This window comes from Flammeovirga sp. MY04 (genome assembly GCF_001682195.2).
GTDB lineage: Bacteria > Bacteroidota > Bacteroidia > Cytophagales > Flammeovirgaceae > Flammeovirga > Flammeovirga yaeyamensis.
The window spans coordinates 2,980,177-3,001,973 of record NZ_CP003560.2; the positions used below are offsets into that span (position 1 = coordinate 2,980,177).

The window sequence follows — 21,797 nt, forward strand, 5'->3', positions numbered from 1 at the left end:
TCAATTCACTGAATTTAAAGAAAAAATAAAAAACACCTAGCTCGACTTTAGTCGTGCTAGGTGTATACTTCATCAACCCATGATTTCAATCATGGGACTTAAGAGCAGGTAGGTAGCCAGTTAAGACAAGCTTATAAAACTCTCTTCGCCACATAAAACCCATAACTATACTCTTCCTTGTGCTTCATGTACAAATCTATTTCAGCTTGAGTCTCTGCTACAATTAACTTAGCATCCTCACTGTGATTATGCTTCTCTAGGAAGGTTGGAAAACTATTGATTAGTGGCTTATAATATTCCTCTATCCAACTATTTTGATCCAAGTAAAAATATCCCACAGGAGAGTAACCATTATCTTCCAATATTTTGATTTTTTCCCCTGCCGTTCCGACTTCAGGATAAGCTTCATTCCAATAATCATTTATTTCTTTAGATCGCTCCCCAGTAGTCCATGTTATTTCACTAACACATAGATAACCACCTTTTTTAAGATACTTTTTCCATTGCTTTATGCCTTCCGTAAAACCCATATTATAGATAGCACCTTCAGACCAAAGTATATCAAATGAATCTTCTTCTAATGGAAGTTCTGTCATTGAAGCTTCAAGTGTTTCAATATTATTTAAACCTGCTTTTTCAGCATTGTTTTTCAGGATATCTAAAAACTGAGAAAAAAGGTCTACAGCGGTAATTTTTGCATTTAATTTCTTCCCTAAACAGATCGTTGATGCACCTGTACCACATCCAATATCTGCCACTTTTAAGTTTTCTTTTTGAGCGATGTCCACAAAAGATAATGCTTTTAATGTTTCAGCATCCGACCCCGGTCCTTGTCTATATTCGTTGATGTGTAAATCAACTAGTAATTCAAAGTTCATATGTATTTTTGATTGATTTAAGCTATAAAATAAAAAACACCTAGCCCATTAGTTTGAGTTAGGTGTTTTTAGGATATGATATTATCCTATCAATTAGAAATATCGAATAGAAAATTAATTATTTCCTTCGAACTCTTCCATGTTGATAGCTTCCACTTTTTTCACTTCTGGAACAGCATTAATAATTGCTTGTTCAATTCCAGCCTTAAGTGTCATTGCAGACATTGGACAAGATCCACATGCTCCAAGTAATTCAACTTTGGCAATTCCATCCTCTGTCACGTCAACAATTTTGGCGTTTCCTCCATCTGCTTCTAAATAAGGACGGATTGTATCCAACGCCTCTTCTACTCTTGCAATTAATGTCTGACTCATATTTTTATTCCCCTAAAGGTTAATTTCTTATTTATTCCCAAGTCTTTATTTCGACTCTATCTGTTTCTGGCAATTCAGCATTTCTGATCGCAATATTTCTTGCTAACTCTTCTGCGATTGTCATAAAAGCTTCTCCCGCAGGATTGTTCGCTTCCATAACAACAGGAACACCGTCATCGCCACCTTCTCTTACACTTTGTACTAAAGGTACTTCACCTAAGAAAGGCACTTCATATCTTCTAGCAAAAGTTTTACCACCGTCTTGACCAAACAGATAATACTTATTAGCAGGTAGTTCGGCAGGTGTAAAGTAAGCCATATTTTCTACAACCCCCAAAATTGGAACGTTAACATCCTTAGATGCAAACATTTTGTATCCTCTAACCGCATCAGCTAAAGCTACTTTTTGTGGAGTAGTTACGATTACTGCTCCAGTTACCTTTGCTGTTTGAACTAAAGATAAATGGATATCTCCTGTTCCTGGAGGTAAATCAATTAGTAAGTAATCTAAATCTCCCCAATCCGTATCCATAAAGAATTGTCTGATGGCAGATGATGCCATTGGACCTCTCCAAACTACTGCATTATCTGGAGGCGTTAAGAATCCGATAGAAAGTAATTTTACTCCGTATTTTTCAATAGGAATAATCACATTCTTACCATTTCTTACCACCACACCTGGCTGAGCGTTTTCACAGTTAAACATGGTAGGAATAGATGGACCGTAAATATCGGCATCCATTACACCTACTTTTGCTCCAGTTTCTGCTAATGCTAAAGCTAAGTTTGCGGTTACAGTAGATTTACCCACACCACCTTTACCAGATGAAATAGCAATTACGTTTTTCACTCCCGGTAAAACAGGACCTTTTTGCTGAATTGAAGTCACCTCAGCAGTCATATTTACCGTAATTTCAAGATCTTCAGAAACATCTCTTTTAATTGCATCCTCACAACGTTGTCTAATCAACTCTTTAAGAGGACATGCAGGTGTTGTTAAAACAACAGTAAAAGAAACTTTATTGCCATCTACCTCAACATCTCGAATCATGTTTAAGGTAACCAAGTCTTTTTTTAAATCGGGCTCTTCTACTGTAGAAAGGGCCTTTAATATATTTTCTGGAGTGAAACTCATGATGTTTGTCTATTCCATTTATGTTGAAAAGCAAAATTAATACAAAAGCTAAATTAATCCTTATCTTTATTTGGATTAATTTTGAATTTGTATCTGTTTAAACAACAATTAACCAAAATAGTTGCTGTTTTGGCTTAATTTCTTGTGTAACAAAAAACACCTACCTTAAACCAATGTCAAAGTAAGTGTTTTTTTATTGAATATTTGATGAACTACATCAACTGTTTTTTCTGATTAAAATACTGTGTTGGGGTTTGACCCGTTTCTTTTTTAAATGCTCTATTGAAGGCTGTTTTAGAATTAAATCCAACATTATAAGCGTGTCCAAGATAAGTTAACTCCTGTCTCTGATCGGATAATACTTCTTTGATAAATGCCTCTACTCTGTAAGCATTGACAAAATCATAAAAGTTCTTGTTATATCCTTCGTTGATCACTTTAGATAAATCGTGTGTATTGGTCTCTAATGCTTTAGCCAATTCAGGCAAAGTCAATCTAGGGTTGGTGAATAAGAATTGTGATTTCATCATCTCCCCTAGTTTATCTTTAATGAGTAACAGTTCTTTCGACAACCCTTCAGAAGGTTCCTCTGAGCTCCCAATATTCACTTCCGATATCATTTCCTCTTCTGGAATTTTGTGAGTAGATTTTAATTCTGATACTCTCAATATTTCTGGTTGGTTCATGGCATAGTATCCCATCATGAAAGATACACATGCAATAATAAACCACATCACATCTACCAAAAACTCAATTAATGGGAGTGATTCAAAATCAAAAATAAATCCTGCTCCTCCTCCAATGTATAAAACAGCCCAAATGACTAAGCAAACCATATAAACGGTTAATACAACATTGAGGTAGTTTAAATTTCTATCTTCTGATAATAATGCTGCACTTTCCTCTTCCTGACTTTTTAATATTGCTCTACATCTCCACCAATAATAAGCAGAGAATAGTAATCCAATCCCCCCTACTGTTTGATAAAACCACGCATATTTAAAATTGATGACCGAATCGATAAATGCATCTTTAGGCATCGCTATCATAGGTGTGTAAATTAAAAGTTGGATCATAAAAGGAGCCAATCTTTTAAAATAATCCTTTGCATCTATACTCTCTTTGATCGTCAAAGATTTGATGTATAAATAGAATAAAGGACCGTACAAGAAAAGTAACATTTCTGGGAACAAGTACAGCTTAGGTGCTGCATTAAAAATATCTCTGTAGAATGTCCCTACTCTACATATAATTGCAATTGAGGTTAATAAAATGAGGGTAATTAATACTACATTGGCCTTTCTGTTATTTTCTTGAATACCAAAAATAGAAAGGATCAATAATAAACCCTGAAATGCTCCTAAAAGAAGTAAGAACATATATGGGGTCATCGTATTTCCCGATAAATCTTCCCATGAATTGACCTTAATTTCTGTTTTCCATCCATCAACATCAATATCGTATTTTCTATTGTGGATAGCTCTACCGTTGTCTCTACCTTCAACAGACTCCCAACTTCCTCTTGTTATTTTATATTGAAATTTCTTCAATCCAAGAGGTAAAGATAAATAGTACTTACCATCCGGGTGTTTAGACATCTTACTTTCAGGGTCTCTAGGATTCCAATTATTAAAATCACCTGCAATAAAAAGAGTGGCATCATAAGGCGTTTCATCTGGAGTTTCATTCACGATGATTTTCACCCTATTTAAATATTTTTTTGCCATGTCTTGCCATGACATAATCACTACATCAATTTGTTCAGGACCTTTTGGGTCATACCACCTGTTCTGTTTTATTTCCCCAATATCATTTCCTTCTACTTGCAACCAAGTCCCTCTTGTAAACTTATATTGAAATGGTTTATCTCTTTTAGGAAGAGTAATAAAAAACTCTCCTTGACTATTCTTTTTTAGTTGGAAGTTCTCATCTCTTGGATTCCAATTATTATAAGAAGTCACTAAAAATATTTCGGTTTCCTTTGGTGTGTAATCTGGTAGATGTTTTATCGTAATTGTTATATGATCTGATGAATAAGCAGATACCCCAAAAATCAATAATAAAGTGGACAGAAATATTGTTCTTTTTGTCGTACCAAAGCTGGTAAAAATGCTCATGTGAGTAGTGATAGTAATTAAAAATTAAGTGTAGACAGTAATAAATCGTTCATACTTGTATAGTATAAATCGTGTAGATATAAAAAGTATCTAATTTTAACTCAATTTTATCTAATATTCAAGAAATAAGAATAAAATTATGATTTCGATGTATGAAAAAGAGTGTACAACGAAAACATTGTACACTCTTGTAAATCAATTAGTTTTTATAAATTTTCCGAATCATTACTTCATCATCAATTTGTACTTTTAGAATATACATACCTGTGGATAGGTTTTGTGCATTCATTTCAATTTTCTGATTTCCGTATAATAATTCTCTTTGTTCAGAGTACTGAAGTCTACCATTTAGATCGTACAAACTAAATTGTGCTCTCATTTGATTATCAGCAGTAAGTTGAACTGTAAATTTATGCTGAACCATAGTTGGATATACCGATAAATCGATTCTCTCTTCTAGATTGATTAACCTAGTTCCACTTGATTCTGGATTGGAATCATACCAAACACCATCTTTATACCACCCCTCTCTATCTCTAGACATATCGGATGTTTGTTCTCCACTTCCATTATGGAAAAGTAGATTCGATGAGCTTGCTCCTTCTATAATATAAGAATACCATCCATTTCCTTCATTCTCCATCAACTCTCCTGGCCAAGCTGAAGCACTCCCATTAGAAGCATTCCAATAGTGAATTCTAGTACTATTTCCCCAAGGGCTCTTGAAATGTACGGTTAAGCCTGTTGGTTGAGGAGGTTTAGCATCGTACCATACTCCGTTTTTATACCAACCTTCTTTATCTCTAGTTAAGTCAGGAGATTTATATCCTGCATTGTTATGAAATAATAGGTTTATGGAAGTTACACTTGATGGGAATTCATAATAATACCACCCAGCATCTTCACCGGTTGCCTCCATTAGGCTTACTCCAGGCCAACTTGTACTTGGGTAAGATCCTGCAGGAGATGCCCCCCAATAATGAATTAGTGGATTACTTACTCCTTGGAAATAAACCCTGAAACCTGCTGTTACTTCTACAACTGTATACGCTTCCATTGCGACATCGCTCACATTACCAGCTTCGTCTTTTGCAAAAGCTTTTACTGTATATGACCCAGGTGTATTCAGTTCAATATTTACTGTTCCCGAGCCACTTAATGATGACTCTGTTGGAGTAGAACCATCCATTGTGTAATATATAGTAGGAGAAGCAGTCTTATTATCAGTAGCAGTAATTGTTACTGTTCCTGATCCTTGGAACTCAGTAGCAGGGGTCAAACCTAAAGTTGGTTTAATTGTATCTGGACCAATTTCAATCCATTGCCCATTTTCATAACCCATACCCTCGTTTCCACAAGTAGTAAGATCTCCTGTTTGACCTCCACCTCCATTAGAGAAGATGACATTCGAACAAGTACCTCCAGTAACCATGATTTTTTTCCAACCTGAGCCAATTTCTGAAGCATCTTCCATGGCAACTCCAGGCCAAGAAACTGGGTTTTCGATCGTTATCACTCCATTTTCTTGTACTTCCCAATAATAAGCATGAGAATAACCTTTTGCATAAATCACAAATGTTGCTTCATCTTTGAAAGTATATGTAGCTGTTACTTCATCAGATACTCCAGCTTCATTTTTTGCAATTGCACGAACAATTACTATATCCCCATCTTGACCACTCACTACAAACCCTCCGCTGTATGGAGTACTTGTCGTATCAGCAGCTGTACCATCTGTTGTATAATAAATCACACCATCAAATGTAGCTGTCATGCTCACATTTAAATCGCCTATAGGGTAATTTCCTGTGCTAGGGTTAATGCTAACTGTTGGACCTTGTTCACCTGGACATTCGCCAGGACATTGACTATACCATTGTCCGTCTTTGTACCAACTATCTTTCGTGACAGTGTAATCTTCTAACTGTTCTCCACCATTGTTATTTACTACTACACCAACTGATAATGCCTCTACAGCAACATGATACCATTCTCCACTCACTAAATTCATTTTTTGCCCCGGCCAAACAGTATCTTCGGTAATACCAGTAGGAGTAGCATCAAACAAATGAATATAGGGAGAACCCCAAGTACTTGGTCTGTAAACCCAGATATTAATGGGATCTATAGCGCCGACTTGGTACTTCTCTTCCCCCGTTGACATGATTCCATTTGCATTTATAGCAACCACTTTTACAGTAGTAGTTGTTGTCACTGTAAAACTAGTATCTTGAGCCGATAATTTTGTCCAGTTCAAGTAATTGTCCTTCGTTTCATTTGCATCTTTAGTAAGATACACCACAGGGTTAGGATCTTCTTTATCTGTTACTGTGATAGTCACTGCTACACTATTTGGATCATACACACCTGCAGTCATAGAAATTTTAGGAGAGATGATTGGTTGGTAATTAATATCTTCTAGCAAGATGATACCTTCACTATCTGCAGTGAATGAAACGCTTCCATTTTCGACTATATCCATCGCTCCAGTGTAACGATCGATAATCGTATCCCCGTCTGCAAAGTGACCATTTACATCAAATGATACTTGTCCATTTGCACCTATCGCTACAATAACTTTGTCATAAATTTCTTTATCATCGTTATTATATTCACGAACAAAAGTATATGGAGCATCACCTATTTTTTGATGAGAACCTGCACCTACTGATGGGTGATCTCTACGGAAAGTACCTAACTTCTTCCAAACATCATGTTGTGTTTGATTAAAGTTACCCCAGTTCATGTCTGAACGTGTGTTTTGTTCAGCATCACTCCATCCACCTTCTGGACGGCCTGATTCGTCACCATAGAAAATCTGAATACCACCTGGTAATAATAAGAAACCAGGACCTGCAGCTTGTAAACTGTTTCTATCAAATAATGGTACTACATCATGAGAAGAAAGATAACTTAAAGAGTTCCAAGAAGGATCATCATTGATAGTTGCATATTCGGAGAATAAAGATTCTAAAGAAGAAGCATCTCTGCTAGCAACCCTGGTATCGTTCTTTAATCCAAAATTAATTACTGAATTAAACTGACCTACTGAGTGATATTCTGATTTGTTTTTACCATGACCCCAAACTTCAGCTGTCATCCAGAATTCCTCATCGTCCATCGCTTTGTCCGGGTTTTCTTCTTTCCAATCTTTTAATGCTTGGATAGCATATTGCTTTAATCTAGCCCAACGATCTAGCTCAACATGCTTAGCCGTATCCACTCTAAAACCATCAATACCATATTTTCTTACCCAGTCTGTCAACCAGAAAATCATGTAGTTTGATACCACTCTTGGTAAACCTGTTTGACTAAAGAAGGCATCTAATTCTGCTTTTTTCTGATCATAAGTTCCTTCTTGCGTCCACTTATTAACTAAGATGGCTGGAATACCTACAGGAGCGATATCTTCTGTTTTTAAATCAGGAAGGAAACCTACACAGTTATCAATTCCACCGCCTGATGAACAGCCATCGTAGCCATCAATATCTGGGTGACGCATCCACTCTGGTCCCCAATAATTTGACAACCAAGTTCCACCACTGTTATAATCAATAAACTTCTCGTGGTATGAATGCCATGATTCTCCACCTGCTGGCTGCCATGTTTTCCATGCTGGATCTAAACTACCGTAGTTGTATTGCTCCATATCGTGCATTGTCACATAACCTGTATGATTCATTACTACATCGACAACCACACGAATTCCTCTACTATGGGCTTCATCAATAAATTCAACGAAGTCGTTTTCAGTACCCATATTTTGATCAATTTCTGTCCAGTCCATTGCATAGTAACCATGGTAACCATAGTGTCTAAATGAACCATCAGAAGACCCTCCTACCCATCCGTGCATTTGCTCAACAGGAGAAGTAATCCAGATGGCATTTACACCAATAGACTCAAAGTAACCTTCACGAAGCTTAGCTGTCATACCTTTTAAGTCACCACCATGGAATTCTCCAGCCGATGAGTCGTCTGTATAAGGCTGACCATTACCATTTGTTCCTCTACCATATGCATTATTATTTGATGGATCGCCATCAAAGAAACGGTCCGTCATTGTAAAGTAGACTGTTGCGTTATCCCAAGTAAAATCTGATTTTTTAGCTGGTTTATCAGGAATAATGACAGATGTATCTTCATCAACTAATAATGTATAAGTTTCTGATTTCACCTCAGAAGATGATCCATTTAGATAAGCAATTGCAGAAATTGTTGTTGTCTCTGTAATTGAAAATGGATTGGAATATACATTCGAACTATTAGAAGGAGTTGATCCATTTGTAGTATAATATATACTCGATCCGGCTGTCCCATTTAAAGAAACAGTCATTTCATTTTCAAAAGTGGTTGATACAGGTGTGATCGAAACCATAACAACAGTGGTATCTTCATCTGGACAATCGATAGTACACTCGTTTGTTACTACCCCCTCTTTGTACCAAGAAGAACCTGATATAAGAATGTCTTCATCTTGATTACCATTGAAATCATGGAATACAAAGTTTGAACTTTCAGTTCCAGCCAAGCTAATCATGTACCAGTTGTCTGTACCCTCTACTTTGGTCATCACTTTACCTGGCCATTCTGAGTCTTCTACAACTCCCGAAGGTATTGCACTCCAATGATGTGCATATAATGTTCCCCATCCTGCAGGTTTATGTACATACACCTTCATTTCAGGAAGTTCTTCACCTACATAATAAGTTCTTTCGTCTCTACCTGAGTTTCCAGAACTATCAAATGATTTAGCAATTACAGTTCTTGTTGCAGTTAGAACAATTGGGTTATTATCACTGTAAACTGAAGATGACGTAGTTGGTTCTGTACCATCTAGAGTATAGTAAATAGGCAGTGCACCATCACGGTCATCATCAGATGAAATCGTTACAGTAATAGGATCAAATGATTGCATCACATCTGGACTAATACTCACAATTGGTTCTTGGTCAATATCTTGTTTGCTCCAAATCGAATAGTTTAAACCATCAGATTGTAAGATCCATCCATTACCTGAAGGAGACCATGAGGTGTTACCTAATCGTACAGCTACACTATTATCAATAATTGCAGCATATCCATTTCCATCGGATTGCTGAATGTTTACAGTACTATTGTTATGAATACCATTGGCTTTTCTTATCGCTACCATTTTCGAGATATCATCGTAAAGACCATAATCGAAAAGGTGAGAATAGAATACCATAGGACTACCTGCGTGAGTTAAAATATAAGCATACCCTTGAAGAACTTGTGAGTTAGTTGATGGATCATTTGGAAATGATGTTCCAGGGTGATCACCTTGTCTCACAGGCTCTGTATCGTGGTTTTCTAAGAAAGTGACAGAGTTTTGTGGCCAAACACCTGCAACACCTGGCATTTTACCTCCATTGTTTAGAGCACCATAATTACCATTTACAGCTTCATGTAATGCAAACTTTAAGGGGAAGTCAAATGCCGTGGATGTTTGTTGAGTACCATCCATCCAATTGACTATTGCCTGAGTATCGCTCGTCCAGTTTTCTCCGATAGAAATGTATGGAGAAGTAGCGTTGTTATATTCGGCAAAGTACTCAGCACCAAAACCATGTACAAAGTCATATCTCCAACCTGCATATCCCACATCATTAATCAACCAATTCATCCAGTCTTTAATCGCTTGACGCGTTTCAAAATCTCTGTGGTTGATATCACGAGCTGCACTGTAAGGAGTACCCGTATCAAAGTCTCCACAACCATCTCCTGGGAATTGTTGGTTTACCTCATCATCAGAAGTGATAGCTTGACAACCTAAAGCCGGTTCGCAGAAATCCGCCCAGCTAGTACAGCCTACTCTATGGTTGATGACAATGTCTGCAATAGACACGACCCCTTCTTGATTTAATGCTGCAATTAAATCTCTTAGTTCTTGTTCAGTTCCATAGTTAGATTTTAGATCGTACCATTTTCTAGGTAGGTACCCAGCTCTATCTCCAGCATCCGAAGAAGGAGGTAACCATACTCCATCGATACTTGCAGATTTAATAGCTGGAACTTTAGTTTGGAGGTTTAACCACCAATCCATTTTTGTCGCATCTGCAGACTCCCAATGGAAACCCTGAAGATACACTTCGGTTCCGTCGGCTTGTTGTGCATAGACATTTTGTGCACTATTAAGCCCAAAAAGAACCACTCCGAAATAGAGGAGTAATTTAGTTAGTGTTTTTTTCATTTTCATTTCATTTTAAAAATTGAAGAGAGCACTCTTCGCAAATAGTTGTGAGTTAAAAGTAAGGGAGAGAATTTGAAGAATCGCACCACCATTTTTTTTTGATGTTCGGGATAAAGAGAAACGTACCACCATGTAAAACGGTACCTAAAAACACTCGATTTTATAGATATAATGCAACATTTATAAGAAAGAGGTTGTACTTGATGGTATCAATTAATAACTTGTTTTGAATAATAATTATAGACCAAACAGACTATTATGAAATTCTCTGAGATTAAAAAAGTAAGTGTTATTGGTGCTGGATGGCTTGGATTTCCTTTAGTGGAAAAACTGTTGGAAAAGGGCTATCAAGTAAAAGCCAGTACAACTACTGAATCTAAAATCTTAAAGCTACGTGAAATGGGAGTTAAAGCTTACAACCTAAACTTTTCTCCAACTATAGCAGATATAGATCAATTAAATGATCTATTAGATACTGATGCTGTAGTTATTTGTATCCCTCCAAGGTTCAGACAACATCAATTACAAACGTATCATGCGGAACAAATAAAGGTAATTAAAGATGCTATTGAGGATCTACCTGTTAATAAAGTGATTTACACTAGTTCAACAGGGATTTATGAGAATTCCAATAAAGAGATAAATGAAAACTCACCAACATCTACTTCACCTAAAGCAAAATCAATTTTATTGGCAGAAGAAGTATTAAGAATTAATACGGATTTGGATGCTACAATACTAAGACTTGGTGGATTAATGGGATATGACCGTATTCCTGCCAAATATGTAGACGGTAAAAAGGATTTAAACTATGGAGACATCCCTGTAAATTATGTTTTTAGAGACGATGTTATTCGTGCCATTTTACATATTCTTGATTTAAACGATCACAATGCATGGAATAAGGTGTTTAACTTAGTGGCACCTGAACATCCTCCTAAACGTCTTGTTTACGAATCAACAGCTAAGTTCGGAGAGTACATTTTACCCACATACATTAATCCAGAAACACCGCCTGCATTCAAGATTATTAATAGCGATAAAATTACATCTAAAATTGGCTTTGAATTCTTATTCCCTAATCCATTGGAATTTGAATACGAATCATTTTCAGTATAAAATAAAAGAAACTTACCTTAAAAAAGTAAGTTTCTCTCCCCTTAACAATTAAACCAAATAATCCTTAAATATCCTTTTTTCCTTTCTTCGATAAGAAGCATAACATCGGTGGTCATCCCTAGATGCTTTTTAATTAAGCATACTTAAAAGTACATTAGAATTTATTTACATTTGATTTATTTCGGTTAAGTAATATATTTTTTCGATAAAGCATTGATTTACATCGATGAATATCAGATTTCCTCTAACTTATTCAATACCCCCTCAATTTCAGATAGATAGCTCTTACCAAATAGGTTCAAATGTACCAATAATGGATACAAATTATAGAAAGGAATTCTTTCCTTTATACCTTCTTCCCAAGGATAAGTTTCATTATAGGCATTAAAGAAAGCGTCATCAAAACCTCCGAAAAGAGTAGTGAATGCTAATTCTGCTTCCCGATGTCCGTAATACACAGCAGGATCAATTAAACATGGTTCGCCTAAAGCACCAACCATGGTATTTCCACTCCACAAATCACCATGAAGAAGGGCGGGAGATTCTTTAGGAAAGTAGTTTTCTAATTTTTCTTTTATCAAATAGATTTTATCTAAGTGATGTTGCTTTAAAAAACCATTTTGAACAGACATTTCGTATTGTGGCACGATTCTCTGATTCACAAAAAAGTCAATCCATTTTTCTTCTTTATTATTCAGTTGAGGTAACCTACCAATATAATTATGATAATTTAAACCGAATTCAGGTTGCGTCACCTTATGCATCTCTGCTAGATAATTCCCCATCTTTTCCCAATAATCATGCGATGAACGACTACTGTTAATGTGTTCCATAATTAAATAAACACCATGTTCGAACTCGCCAATACCTATAACTTTTGGAACGGTAAAGTCCGAATTATCGCGAATAAGGTTTAACCCTTTACGCTCTACATCAAAAAAGTGTGTCTTTAACTTAGCATTATGCTTAATAAAAAAGTTACCTTTGTTGGTGGATAATTTGATGGATTCGTTAATACAACCACCAGTGATATTATTAGTTTCTAGTAACTGAATATCATTTCCTAGGTGTTTTTTAAGTATTTCTTGATAAAAAGCTTCTGACATTGAGAGAATCAATAATTAATTATAATTGAATTCGTTGAATTTTGACGAATATAATCATTTGATAATTATCTTTACCAATTGAAAATTGAATTTATATATATGCATCACATATATCGAAATATAATATGTTCTTTCTTTTTACTGCTATTATCACATCAGTTGGTAGAAGCACAAAAGAATTTATTGGACCCTCCTAGAATAGCTGTTGGACTAAAAGGTGGGTATTATTCTTCTGCAGTGGGTTTTACCACAGAACCCATAAGTCAGAGTCCTGTATTAGCTCCAACTTATGGTTTTCTATTTAAATACAATGCCGAAAAATTCTTCGGTCTTCAGGTAGAACTAAATCACATTACTGCAGGTTGGGGAGAGTTTAATCAAGAGGATTTTACAGAGACAGTATACGAAAGAAAACTCAACTATATATCTCTTCCAATGTTGACCAACATTTATTTAGGTAAAAAGAACTTTCAGTTTGTCATATTAGTTGGGCCACAATTTGATTATATGATTGGAGAATCCAAGGAGGTAATAACTACTCTTGACAACCAACGGTATGATTATTACGATAGAGCAGCGAATCCATTTGTAGTTTCAATAGCCGGAGGTGCAGGGGTTAATATTCTCACCAAGTATGGACATTTTCAGATTGAGGGTCGCTTTTCTGCAAGTATGACTGATGTATTAAAAGCAGATAGTAGGTCATCCACCAATCGTTCGGTATCTACAATTGGAGGTCTAACCTTCTCTTATATTTTACCTATTAGTGGTTGGAAGGCAAAACCTTCAGATGATAATACAAATGAAGCCCCTTCAAAAAGTAATGATAATTGGGAGATAAGAAATGACCAATAAAAAAATCCCACAGTTTGGAAACTGTGGGATTTTTTTATTTCTGATATTTACATGGTGTCTTTTTTGGTATCCAAATAACTGAGAACATCATCTGCTGCTATTTTGAATGTCTTATCCAACTTTGCACTTTTAAATGCATTGGTCGACACATCGTAATCTTTTTCTTTTAATGCTGCAATTCCTAGTGTAAAATAATACTTCGATTTCGTTTTCACATCTAAACCGTTATATTTTACCAGTTCCTGCAATACTTTTATTGACTCATCTAATTTATGCAACTTAAATAGTGCTACCGCCTTGGTATATTTTACATGATAATTGTACTCATCATAATATAAAGCAGAGTCACAAGAAGCTATTGCATCATGAAGCATAAGAGACGAAAGTTGCCAAGAAGCGATTTCTTCAAAGATTTTTGATTTTTGATATTTTTCATCAATCTTCTGAACCATTATTTCTGCCTTATCAATTTGTTCTGACTTATCTGAAGTCACCTTGGCTATCTTGATCTGTAACTCATGTGCTTTCACATTAGAGTTATCTTGTTTTAAAGCATCAAATAAAAGATCACTTGATTTATCAAAATCATATATCTGATAATAACATACGGCAATCCAATATTTATACTCAGGAGTAAGTTTAGCCACTAACTTTTTATAGGACCCATAATTCGCCTTATCAATTATAGAATTTAATAGAGTATATTCTTCTAGATTGTAATAAGCATAGCCTAATTCGTAATAAAATCTTGCTGAATTTTTACTATCCTGAGGAACATAAGACAATGCCTTTTTAATATCTCTAACCGCATGTTCATATTCTTGTTCCATATTATACAGTTTACCAGAATAATAAAGAGCAATATAATTACTATCTGATATCGCTACAACATCATTAATATGCGGTCGGATCTTATTGTATTGTTTTTCTTTGAAAAGAATCATGATAATTTGATTCTTTGCATTTATTCTCTGACTCTTATTACTATTTGATAAATACTTAAACGATTGATCAAAGTAATATACCGCCTGTTCATAATAATCTTTACGCATGTAAAGACGTGCCAATTGATAATTCATAAAACCGTTTTCAGGAAACTGTTTTAATCCTTGTTCAAAAGTATCAATTGCATTATTGAACTGCTTCATTGTCACCTGACACTTCGCCTTCATCAAGTAATATTTCTCTTGGGTAGAATCATAGCGTATAGCTAATGCGTACTCATCAATTGCTTCTAAGTACTTGTTTGCTTTTCTATTATTTTCTGCCAAAACGAAATATGCAGCTGCACGATCAGCTTGTGCGTACACCTGACTAAAAACTTGAAGAGCAAGAATCGGCAACAATAATTTTAGTAGTGACCTCATCTTATTTTTACAACGTAGTTCTGAGTTTCTTTTAAACTAAAAAACAATGAATTACCCACTTGATATTCAAATAAATACCCTTTTTGAATTAAGAATAGAAGTTTGTATTTCAAAGTTTTAAAAAAAATCACCTAGCAACGTGTTAAAACAGAACTAAGTGATTTTTAACTTGTTAAAACAAACAAGTTCAAATTTTATTCCAAATCTATTACTCGTTATAAAATTTCTCATCCGAGTAGTCCCTTTGCAACCAATTTACCATATCGGTTTCATAGTCGTTAGGATCATACTCTGTAGAAGCTATTGTAACGGTAACAGCATTTTTATTAAAATATAAGGTTCTCCAAGTATTAGGGGGCAAATACAGACCCTGACAAGGATTATCAAGGATAAATACCTTTCTTTTCATGTCATCAAGAACAACCTCTACCTCCACTGTACCCGTAACTGCTACAATTACTTCTTCTGTTTCTTTATGAGCATGATTACCTCGAACAGTATCTTTTGTTCCGCCGTTCGTCCAAAATACTCTTTTTATAGGAAAAGGTATTTGTTTATTTTCAGATACAGGAGTTAAAAAACCCATTGTATGAGAACCGTGTTCCTCAATTTCTATAATGCGAGGCTTTTTATTTACCCATCTTTTCTTATTCAATGTCATGTTGTTTTCCTCTCTTATTCTATACACACCAATCTATTTTTGACATGAAATTAGATTAAACCTATTTTCTTTTTGATATCAGATGGAATAGCATCCTTATGAACCATAATTGAAACGGTCTTAAGTTTTACATATCCTTCTGACATATATAAATAACCTCCGAAATCATTTGATTCAGCACCCCATGAATTTTTAGTAACATAATAAAGTGCTCCGTCTTTATCTTTCACAATGCCAACGATATGCATCAAGTGATCGTCTGTGGTTGAATAATTATCAAAAGTTGTTTGTCGTAATGAAGACGTTACTTCAATTTCCTTACCATCTTTCTCTTCAATAGTTGCTTTTCCATTTTTATGAGAAAATGATTTTTCAGAAACATCTCCATCCCATGTTAATGAATAGCCTTTATTTAAAGCATTATTCATTACCTCTTGCAAATCAGATAAAGGAAGATTGTAATAGATACCATCAGACCAATTATCTGGAATTTCTAGTACACATGGAGCATATGTTTTATATGCATCATAAGAAGTTAACTCGACATAATCATCAGGATTAAAATCCAAGTTAGAAGCAAATTTTTGAGGTGTGTAAGATTTGCCCTCAAATTCAAATTCGACTGGAGTTCCGCCCATATATACGTCCAAAATTGCATTAAAAGCATCATCCCACTTATCTGAAATTGTTCTTGATGTTGACAACGTTTTCAAAACACTCTCCATCACACCGAATAATTCTTGATGATCATAAGGTCCTTTACTACCATTTTTCCCATCATACACAGCATTAGGAACAAAACCTTTCTCACGAATAATGTTCATTACATCGTGGGCAAGTCCACCTTCTCCAAACTGAGCTTTACCGTGTTTTCTTATATATTTTTTTGCTTTTAAAGGGTATGTATTTCTCACAAAATACATTTCAGAAAGGTCAAACTCTCCTTTTCCCTTACGCATTAATTCAGATTCAATAAAAGAGGTTGTTGAAAAACTCCAACATGTACCTGTTCTACCCTGACTCTTTACAGGAGTTGTTTTTACCTGATTAACCACTTTAAGTTGAGTACCATCTACGATAGTTTCTTGTCCGAATACTGTTAGTGTAGAAGCTCCGGCAAGCAGTACAGAAGCTAGTATTTTTTTGATGGATAACATCTATATATAATTATATTTTAACGAGGATTAATTATATGTCATAATCGAATGCCTAAATGTACAAAAACGAAATGTTAATATCTAATTATATATTAAATTATGTTAAGGCACTGGATCGTATCCACTACCGCCCCAAGGATGACAACTTTTTATTCTTTTGAAAGCTAATTTTCCGCCTTTTATCGGACCGTATTTCTTTAAAGCTTGCACAGTGTACTCAGAACAAGTAGGTGAGTATCTACAAGAAGATGGTGTATAAGGCGAAATAAGCACTTGATAACCTCTAACGAGCAGCACCATTATTTTTGAAATAAACTTTCCCATATTCGCATATTCGGGTATAAAATGTTTGAAAAATCGTTTTTTCACATATATAGCGTTAAAACAATGACAATTTACCAATAAAAAAGATGATCTTTATTTATTATAATCATCAAATTGTATAAATTGCATCCAAATAAGTAATATTAATATTTACTAACAAATAACCAACACAACCATGAGTGTATTGGTCAATAAAGACTCAAAAGTAATTGTTCAAGGATTCACTGGATCTGAGGGCAGTTTTCACGCCGAGCAAATGATTGCTTACGGCACAAATGTAGTTGGAGGTGTAACTCCAGGTAAAGGTGGTCAAACTCATCTTGACAGACCAGTTTTTAACACAGTTGCTGACGCCGTAGAGCAAGCAGGAGCGAACGTATCTATTATTTTTGTTCCTCCAGCATTTGCTGCAGATGCTATTATGGAAGCTGCAGACGCAGGTATCAAAGTAATTATTGCAATTACTGAAGGTATTCCAGTAGCTGACATGGTTAAGGCAAAAGATTACATTAAAGGCAAAGACGTTACTCTTATCGGACCAAACTGTCCAGGTGTTATTACTCCAGGAGAGGCAAAGGTAGGTATTATGCCAGGTTTCATTTTCAAACCAGGTAAAGTAGGTATCGTTTCTAAGTCGGGTACTCTTACGTACGAAGCTGCAGATCAAATTGTAAAAGCAGGTTACGGAGTATCTACTGCAATTGGTATTGGTGGTGACCCAATTATTGGTACATCAACTAAAGAAGCAGTAAAATTATTAATGGCAGATCCAGATACTGAAGCTATCGTAATGATTGGTGAAATTGGAGGTAACTACGAAGCGGAAGCTTCAAAGTGGATCCAAGAACAAGGTAACCCTAAACCAGTTGTTGGTTTTATTGCTGGCCAAACTGCACCGAAAGGTAGAAGAATGGGTCACGCAGGTGCCATTGTTGGTGGTGAAGATGATACTGCAGAAGCTAAAATGCGTATTATGGAAGAGTGTGGAATCGCTGTTTCAAAATCACCGGCTGATATCGGAGAGACTTTAGCTAAATTATTAGTTAATGCATAATTGGAATTTATTCCAAGCCATAAAAAAAGACCTTGATTCAATTCAAGGTCTTTTTTTATAATAATGTTTTTTTAGGATTGCTTAAGTACGATTTCAACTCTTCTATTTTCTAAGTGTCTTTCTCCAGAGCATCGTATACCATCAATACAATCGTTTACAATCTCTTCTTCCCCTACTCCTTCTGCTGTAATTCTAGTTGATGATATATTCTTCGATACCAAAATCTCTTTTAAATAGTCTGCTCGGCTTTGAGTAATTTCTTTATTGTAATCATTGGCTCCTCTAGCGTCTGAGTGAACTCTTATAATCACATTTATTTTATGATTTTTTGATAACAACTCATATAAAAAATCAATATGCTGCTCCCCGTCTTCTAAGATTGCTGAATTGTTCACTTCAAAATGTAAATCTGATAATGTATAAGGAATATCACATTTCACCTCTTTTATATTAAAGGATACCTCTATAATATTACTTTCTAAATCACCTTCGGTAGAGATTGTATGTTCTTCTTGATCAAAATATAAATCCTTAGTACCGTATATTTTATAATTTGCTTCGCCTTCCAGGGTTAATACAAACTGACCATTCTGATCGGTATATATTGTTGTCTTGGCACCACTTTTGATATTTTTTATGCATACTTTTACACCTTCAATAGTATTTCCTTTTTCACTATCCAAGTAAATACCTTTGAGAGTATATTCCTTTTTTGAATTGGCGATAACATTTTGGGTTAGTATCACCAACAGCAGGAGAAAGCATAACTTTGTTAAGATTTGAGTATATCGCATAATGCACCTATCAATAAAGAGAGATAATTACTTATTAGAGTAAGTTTCAAATATACAAACTTAAAACGAATGTTAACGGAATTATGTTGTGTAAAACATTGATTTTTCTTACCTAGAAAGAAAAAAAATTATTATCGGTCAAGTTAAGATCAATCTAGCAACAACAGAAACAAACCCTTTATCTCAAAAAAATTAAATGACTAAAAATAGCATCTTACAATATTTTTTATTCTTTTTCGTAATTAGTCTTACGTCATTCACTGTTTCCGCGAAGGAAAATATTGTATTAATTGGTACTGTTTGCAATTTAAAAAACAAACCAATTAAAGATGTTAAGGTCCTTGCATTCAAGATAATTAATCTTTCCTCATCATCCAAAAAAGTACTTGTTTCATCTATTCAGGCAACTACTGACAACGAAGGAAAGTTTTCCCTTGAATTGAGTAATAACGAAAATTTTGAAATATACTTTTCTAAGGAAAAAATGAAGAGTGTTCAAGGTTCTATTCAGATTTTATCTTCCAAAATGAAAGGCGGTCAGAAAATAAGTATCCGCCATACAATGGATAAAAATGAAGAGTTTGCTAAGATTAAAATCAATAGCCCCAAATACACTGATGTTGAAAATACTTATCAAATAGAATCAAAAAGCGAGGACGTTTCTTTTATTCTTAAACACAAGGGCAGTGAATTCATTATTCCGATTCACAATTATGACACATATAGTCTATCAGTAACCAATCCTAATTATTTACACTCATATGATACAGTGGTTGAAATAAATGATCAAAAAACATATGAATTAGATTTAAACTTTAAAGAAGAAAAAGTCCATAAATTCGACATATACCCTTTTGAAGTAAACACAGATATTATCTCCTCTTCTGCTATAGAAGAACTCAACTCCGTTATTTCTACTTTAAAGAAAAGACCTCAGTTATCAGTAGAAATAAGTTGTCATACAGACTCTCGTGGTGATGATGATTTTAATTTATCATTATCAAAAAAACAGGCAAAATCCATACTTTTATATTTTATTTCTCAAGGAATTTCAAGAAAAAGAGTTGTTACAGACGGTTTTGGTGAAAACTTATTGATCAATGAGTGTAAGAATAATGTAAAATGTTCTAACTTAAAACATCTTGAAAATAGAAGAGTAGAGTATAGGTTTAAAAAAATGGATTGATCATTCAAACTACATGTATCAATTCAAGTTGTAGAGAATAAACATGACCGTAAAGACTAAACAAAAATATACTTTTGGATATTCATCATCTGATGTTCATTCCACACATTTTTGGCTAAACGAATTAAGTTCTGATAGTTTATTTTTAGGTGGAGGACTTTTAGAGAGTGCAGATGAACAAACAAAAACAACCTTAAATAAATCTTTTAAAGAAAATAAAAAACCTCAACTTGCATTACATGAAGCAAGTAAAGTTGTAAAAAATTTTGGGTGTAACGACTATGTACTTGTCTATCTTAAAGATAGACGTTTGTGGCATACTCGCAATGGTAATATTCGTTTATTTGTCTATCGCGATGGTCGTTTTCTATCTCCTCCGCATACTAAAAACCCAGCAGTCGCTACTCCTTTTTTATTAAATGAAGACGATCAGTTAGTGGTCTGTAATGCTTCTTTATTATTTGAGACGGCTCCAAAATCATTAAAAGATATATTCTCTTCTTCCCTACCTCAAGAATCTGCAGAAGGGTTAATTCAACAAACTAAAGAAGACTTGTCTTTTGTAGGTATTCTTCCTTGTGAGTTTTTGAGAGACAATGCTCCATCAAGAAATAGAGAAAAAGCACTTCAGGAGGTATTTCCATTCGAAAAAGAGGCGGATGAAGCCCTTAGAAACCCAAATCAGAAGAAAAATCAGATCTATAATTTTGTAGGTTTCGTTTTATTTACTCTGTTGATCATCTTTATGTATCAGCAGAATAAATCTAATTGGGAAAGTCAAATACAGGAAAAAGATGATGAAATTGCAAACATCAAAAAGGAAAATACTAAATCTGAAAAGACCATAGAAGCTTTCCAACGTTATCAAACACAACATATTCAATCAATAGCTAATCGTGATTTTGATGTTTTCGACAACGAACGCTATCGAATGTACGCTTTGTTTAGAGATGCTAGAAAAAAATTCAAACGAGAAGAAATCGCTGAAAAGTTTAATATCTATAATCCCTTGGCTATTGAAGCAAAAGTAGTAATGGACGAAAATTGGTTTATTGTTCCTGTTAAGGGGACTCACTTAGTTCAAAAGGGAGAAACATTGAAAAAAATTGCTCAAATGTATTATGATAACGAGCAAGAAGGTATTAAGTTGATTCAAGAATTTAACCCACAAGTTGTTGAAGGTCATTCTGTTTTTTTACCTTTTGAAAATGAGCTATAAACATCGCCTATCCCTCAAAACCTAATTGATTAACAATAAGCATTAACTTAAAGAATGATAAATGAAGTTCTATCTTAGAAGAACTATCAAAAATTTATACTCCTAATTTATTTTAAATACTACAATCCTCTTAAATTTGTGAATCAATTGGATAGTAATAATACTGTGCATGAAAAATTATTTTTCAATCCACTCAGGTTATTAAACAATATCACTTTTTTTAAATTAATAATGGA

The 21,797-nt window shown here is 34.6% G+C and carries 16 protein-coding genes; 5 read left to right on the forward strand and 11 right to left on the reverse strand.

Going from position 1 to position 21,797, the window contains the following annotated elements; translation table 11 throughout:
* Positions 1 to 131 precede the first annotated feature (131 nt).
* The 5 genes from MY04_RS12030 to MY04_RS12050 form a co-directional block, all read right to left on the reverse strand.
* The gene (locus tag MY04_RS12030; protein WP_066210009.1) at positions 132 to 878 is read right to left on the reverse strand and encodes a class I SAM-dependent methyltransferase; all 747 of its coding nucleotides are present in this window, start codon (positions 876 to 878) and stop codon (positions 132 to 134) included.
* Between the two features lie 114 nt (positions 879 to 992).
* Positions 993 to 1,253 carry a NifU family protein gene (locus tag MY04_RS12035; RefSeq protein WP_066210010.1) on the reverse strand — a complete coding sequence of 87 codons (261 nt, stop codon included), beginning with the start codon at positions 1,251 to 1,253 and terminating at the stop codon, positions 993 to 995.
* A gap of 31 nt (positions 1,254 to 1,284) precedes the next feature.
* On the reverse strand, positions 1,285 to 2,388 hold the full coding sequence (locus MY04_RS12040) for an Mrp/NBP35 family ATP-binding protein (RefSeq protein WP_066210011.1): 1,104 nt from the start codon (positions 2,386 to 2,388) through the stop codon (positions 1,285 to 1,287).
* A 212-nt stretch (positions 2,389 to 2,600) separates the two neighbouring features.
* Positions 2,601 to 4,505 carry a helix-turn-helix domain-containing protein gene (locus tag MY04_RS12045; protein ID WP_084005858.1) on the reverse strand — a complete coding sequence of 635 codons (1,905 nt, stop codon included), beginning with the start codon at positions 4,503 to 4,505 and terminating at the stop codon, positions 2,601 to 2,603.
* A 199-nt stretch (positions 4,506 to 4,704) separates the two neighbouring features.
* Positions 4,705 to 10,719, reverse strand: a complete 6,015-nt coding sequence (locus MY04_RS12050; RefSeq protein WP_158297677.1) for a starch-binding protein — start codon at positions 10,717 to 10,719, stop codon at positions 4,705 to 4,707.
* A 258-nt stretch (positions 10,720 to 10,977) separates the two neighbouring features.
* Here MY04_RS12050 and MY04_RS12055 point away from each other — a divergent pair, with 258 nt between their 5' ends.
* Positions 10,978 to 11,838, forward strand: coding sequence for an NAD(P)H-binding protein (locus MY04_RS12055; RefSeq protein WP_084005859.1), 861 nt, complete (start codon positions 10,978 to 10,980; stop codon positions 11,836 to 11,838).
* 233 nt (positions 11,839 to 12,071) lie between these two features.
* On the opposite strand, the gene MY04_RS12060 is transcribed toward MY04_RS12055, so the two are convergent.
* Positions 12,072 to 12,944 carry a fructosamine kinase family protein gene (locus MY04_RS12060; protein WP_066210015.1) on the reverse strand — a complete coding sequence of 291 codons (873 nt, stop codon included), beginning with the start codon at positions 12,942 to 12,944 and terminating at the stop codon, positions 12,072 to 12,074.
* A 99-nt stretch (positions 12,945 to 13,043) separates the two neighbouring features.
* Here MY04_RS12060 and MY04_RS12065 point away from each other — a divergent pair, with 99 nt between their 5' ends.
* A complete protein-coding gene (locus MY04_RS12065; RefSeq protein WP_084005860.1) occupies positions 13,044 to 13,799 on the forward strand; it encodes a porin family protein in 756 nt (251 codons plus the stop codon).
* Between the two features lie 47 nt (positions 13,800 to 13,846).
* Here the strand turns inward: MY04_RS12065 and MY04_RS12070 are convergent, their stop codons facing one another.
* From MY04_RS12070 to yidD, 4 genes are all read right to left on the reverse strand, one after another.
* The gene (locus MY04_RS12070; protein WP_066210017.1) at positions 13,847 to 15,166 is read right to left on the reverse strand and encodes a tetratricopeptide repeat protein; all 1,320 of its coding nucleotides are present in this window, start codon (positions 15,164 to 15,166) and stop codon (positions 13,847 to 13,849) included.
* 208 nt (positions 15,167 to 15,374) lie between these two features.
* Entirely contained in the window at positions 15,375 to 15,854 is a 480-nt protein-coding gene (locus MY04_RS12075; RefSeq protein WP_158297678.1) for a sugar 3,4-ketoisomerase, read from the reverse strand.
* Positions 15,855 to 15,877: 23 nt separating this feature from the next.
* Positions 15,878 to 16,984 (reverse strand): C1 family peptidase, encoded by a 1,107-nt coding sequence (locus MY04_RS12080; RefSeq protein WP_066210019.1) that lies wholly within the window; start codon positions 16,982 to 16,984, stop codon positions 15,878 to 15,880.
* 102 nt (positions 16,985 to 17,086) lie between these two features.
* Positions 17,087 to 17,308, reverse strand: coding sequence for a membrane protein insertion efficiency factor YidD (yidD, locus tag MY04_RS12085; protein WP_066210020.1), 222 nt, complete (start codon positions 17,306 to 17,308; stop codon positions 17,087 to 17,089).
* A 175-nt stretch (positions 17,309 to 17,483) separates the two neighbouring features.
* Between yidD and sucD the strand changes: the two genes are divergently transcribed.
* On the forward strand, positions 17,484 to 18,362 hold the full coding sequence (gene sucD, locus MY04_RS12090) for a succinate--CoA ligase subunit alpha (protein WP_066210021.1): 879 nt from the start codon (positions 17,484 to 17,486) through the stop codon (positions 18,360 to 18,362).
* 71 nt (positions 18,363 to 18,433) lie between these two features.
* Here sucD and MY04_RS12095 read toward each other — a convergent pair whose 3' ends face one another.
* Positions 18,434 to 19,108, reverse strand: a complete 675-nt coding sequence (locus tag MY04_RS12095; protein ID WP_158297679.1) for an OmpA family protein — start codon at positions 19,106 to 19,108, stop codon at positions 18,434 to 18,436.
* 244 nt (positions 19,109 to 19,352) lie between these two features.
* Here MY04_RS12095 and MY04_RS12100 point away from each other — a divergent pair, with 244 nt between their 5' ends.
* Positions 19,353 to 20,342: an OmpA family protein gene (locus tag MY04_RS12100; RefSeq protein ID WP_066210023.1), complete on the forward strand. Its 990-nt coding sequence runs from the start codon at positions 19,353 to 19,355 to the stop codon at positions 20,340 to 20,342.
* Positions 20,343 to 20,385: 43 nt separating this feature from the next.
* Positions 20,386 to 21,561, forward strand: a complete 1,176-nt coding sequence (locus tag MY04_RS12105) for a LysM peptidoglycan-binding domain-containing protein (protein WP_066210024.1) — start codon at positions 20,386 to 20,388, stop codon at positions 21,559 to 21,561.
* Positions 21,562 to 21,797: the final 236 nt, after the last annotated feature.

Coding starts and splice junctions, on each gene's coding strand:
- MY04_RS12030 (WP_066210009.1), bottom strand. CDS start 878: ATGAACTTTGAATTACTAGTTGATTTACACATCAACGAATATAGACAA.
- MY04_RS12035 (WP_066210010.1), bottom strand. CDS start 1,253: ATGAGTCAGACATTAATTGCAAGAGTAGAAGAGGCGTTGGATACAATC.
- MY04_RS12040 (WP_066210011.1), bottom strand. CDS start 2,388: ATGAGTTTCACTCCAGAAAATATATTAAAGGCCCTTTCTACAGTAGAA.
- MY04_RS12045 (WP_084005858.1), bottom strand. CDS start 4,505: ATGAGCATTTTTACCAGCTTTGGTACGACAAAAAGAACAATATTTCTG.
- MY04_RS12050 (WP_158297677.1), bottom strand. CDS start 10,719: ATGAAAAAAACACTAACTAAATTACTCCTCTATTTCGGAGTGGTTCTT.
- MY04_RS12055 (WP_084005859.1), top strand. CDS start 10,978: ATGAAATTCTCTGAGATTAAAAAAGTAAGTGTTATTGGTGCTGGATGG.
- MY04_RS12060 (WP_066210015.1), bottom strand. CDS start 12,944: ATGTCAGAAGCTTTTTATCAAGAAATACTTAAAAAACACCTAGGAAAT.
- MY04_RS12065 (WP_084005860.1), top strand. CDS start 13,044: ATGCATCACATATATCGAAATATAATATGTTCTTTCTTTTTACTGCTA.
- MY04_RS12070 (WP_066210017.1), bottom strand. CDS start 15,166: ATGAGGTCACTACTAAAATTATTGTTGCCGATTCTTGCTCTTCAAGTT.
- MY04_RS12080 (WP_066210019.1), bottom strand. CDS start 16,984: ATGTTATCCATCAAAAAAATACTAGCTTCTGTACTGCTTGCCGGAGCT.
- yidD (WP_066210020.1), bottom strand. CDS start 17,308: ATGGGAAAGTTTATTTCAAAAATAATGGTGCTGCTCGTTAGAGGTTAT.
- sucD (WP_066210021.1), top strand. CDS start 17,484: ATGAGTGTATTGGTCAATAAAGACTCAAAAGTAATTGTTCAAGGATTC.
- MY04_RS12100 (WP_066210023.1), top strand. CDS start 19,353: ATGACTAAAAATAGCATCTTACAATATTTTTTATTCTTTTTCGTAATT.
- MY04_RS12105 (WP_066210024.1), top strand. CDS start 20,386: ATGACCGTAAAGACTAAACAAAAATATACTTTTGGATATTCATCATCT.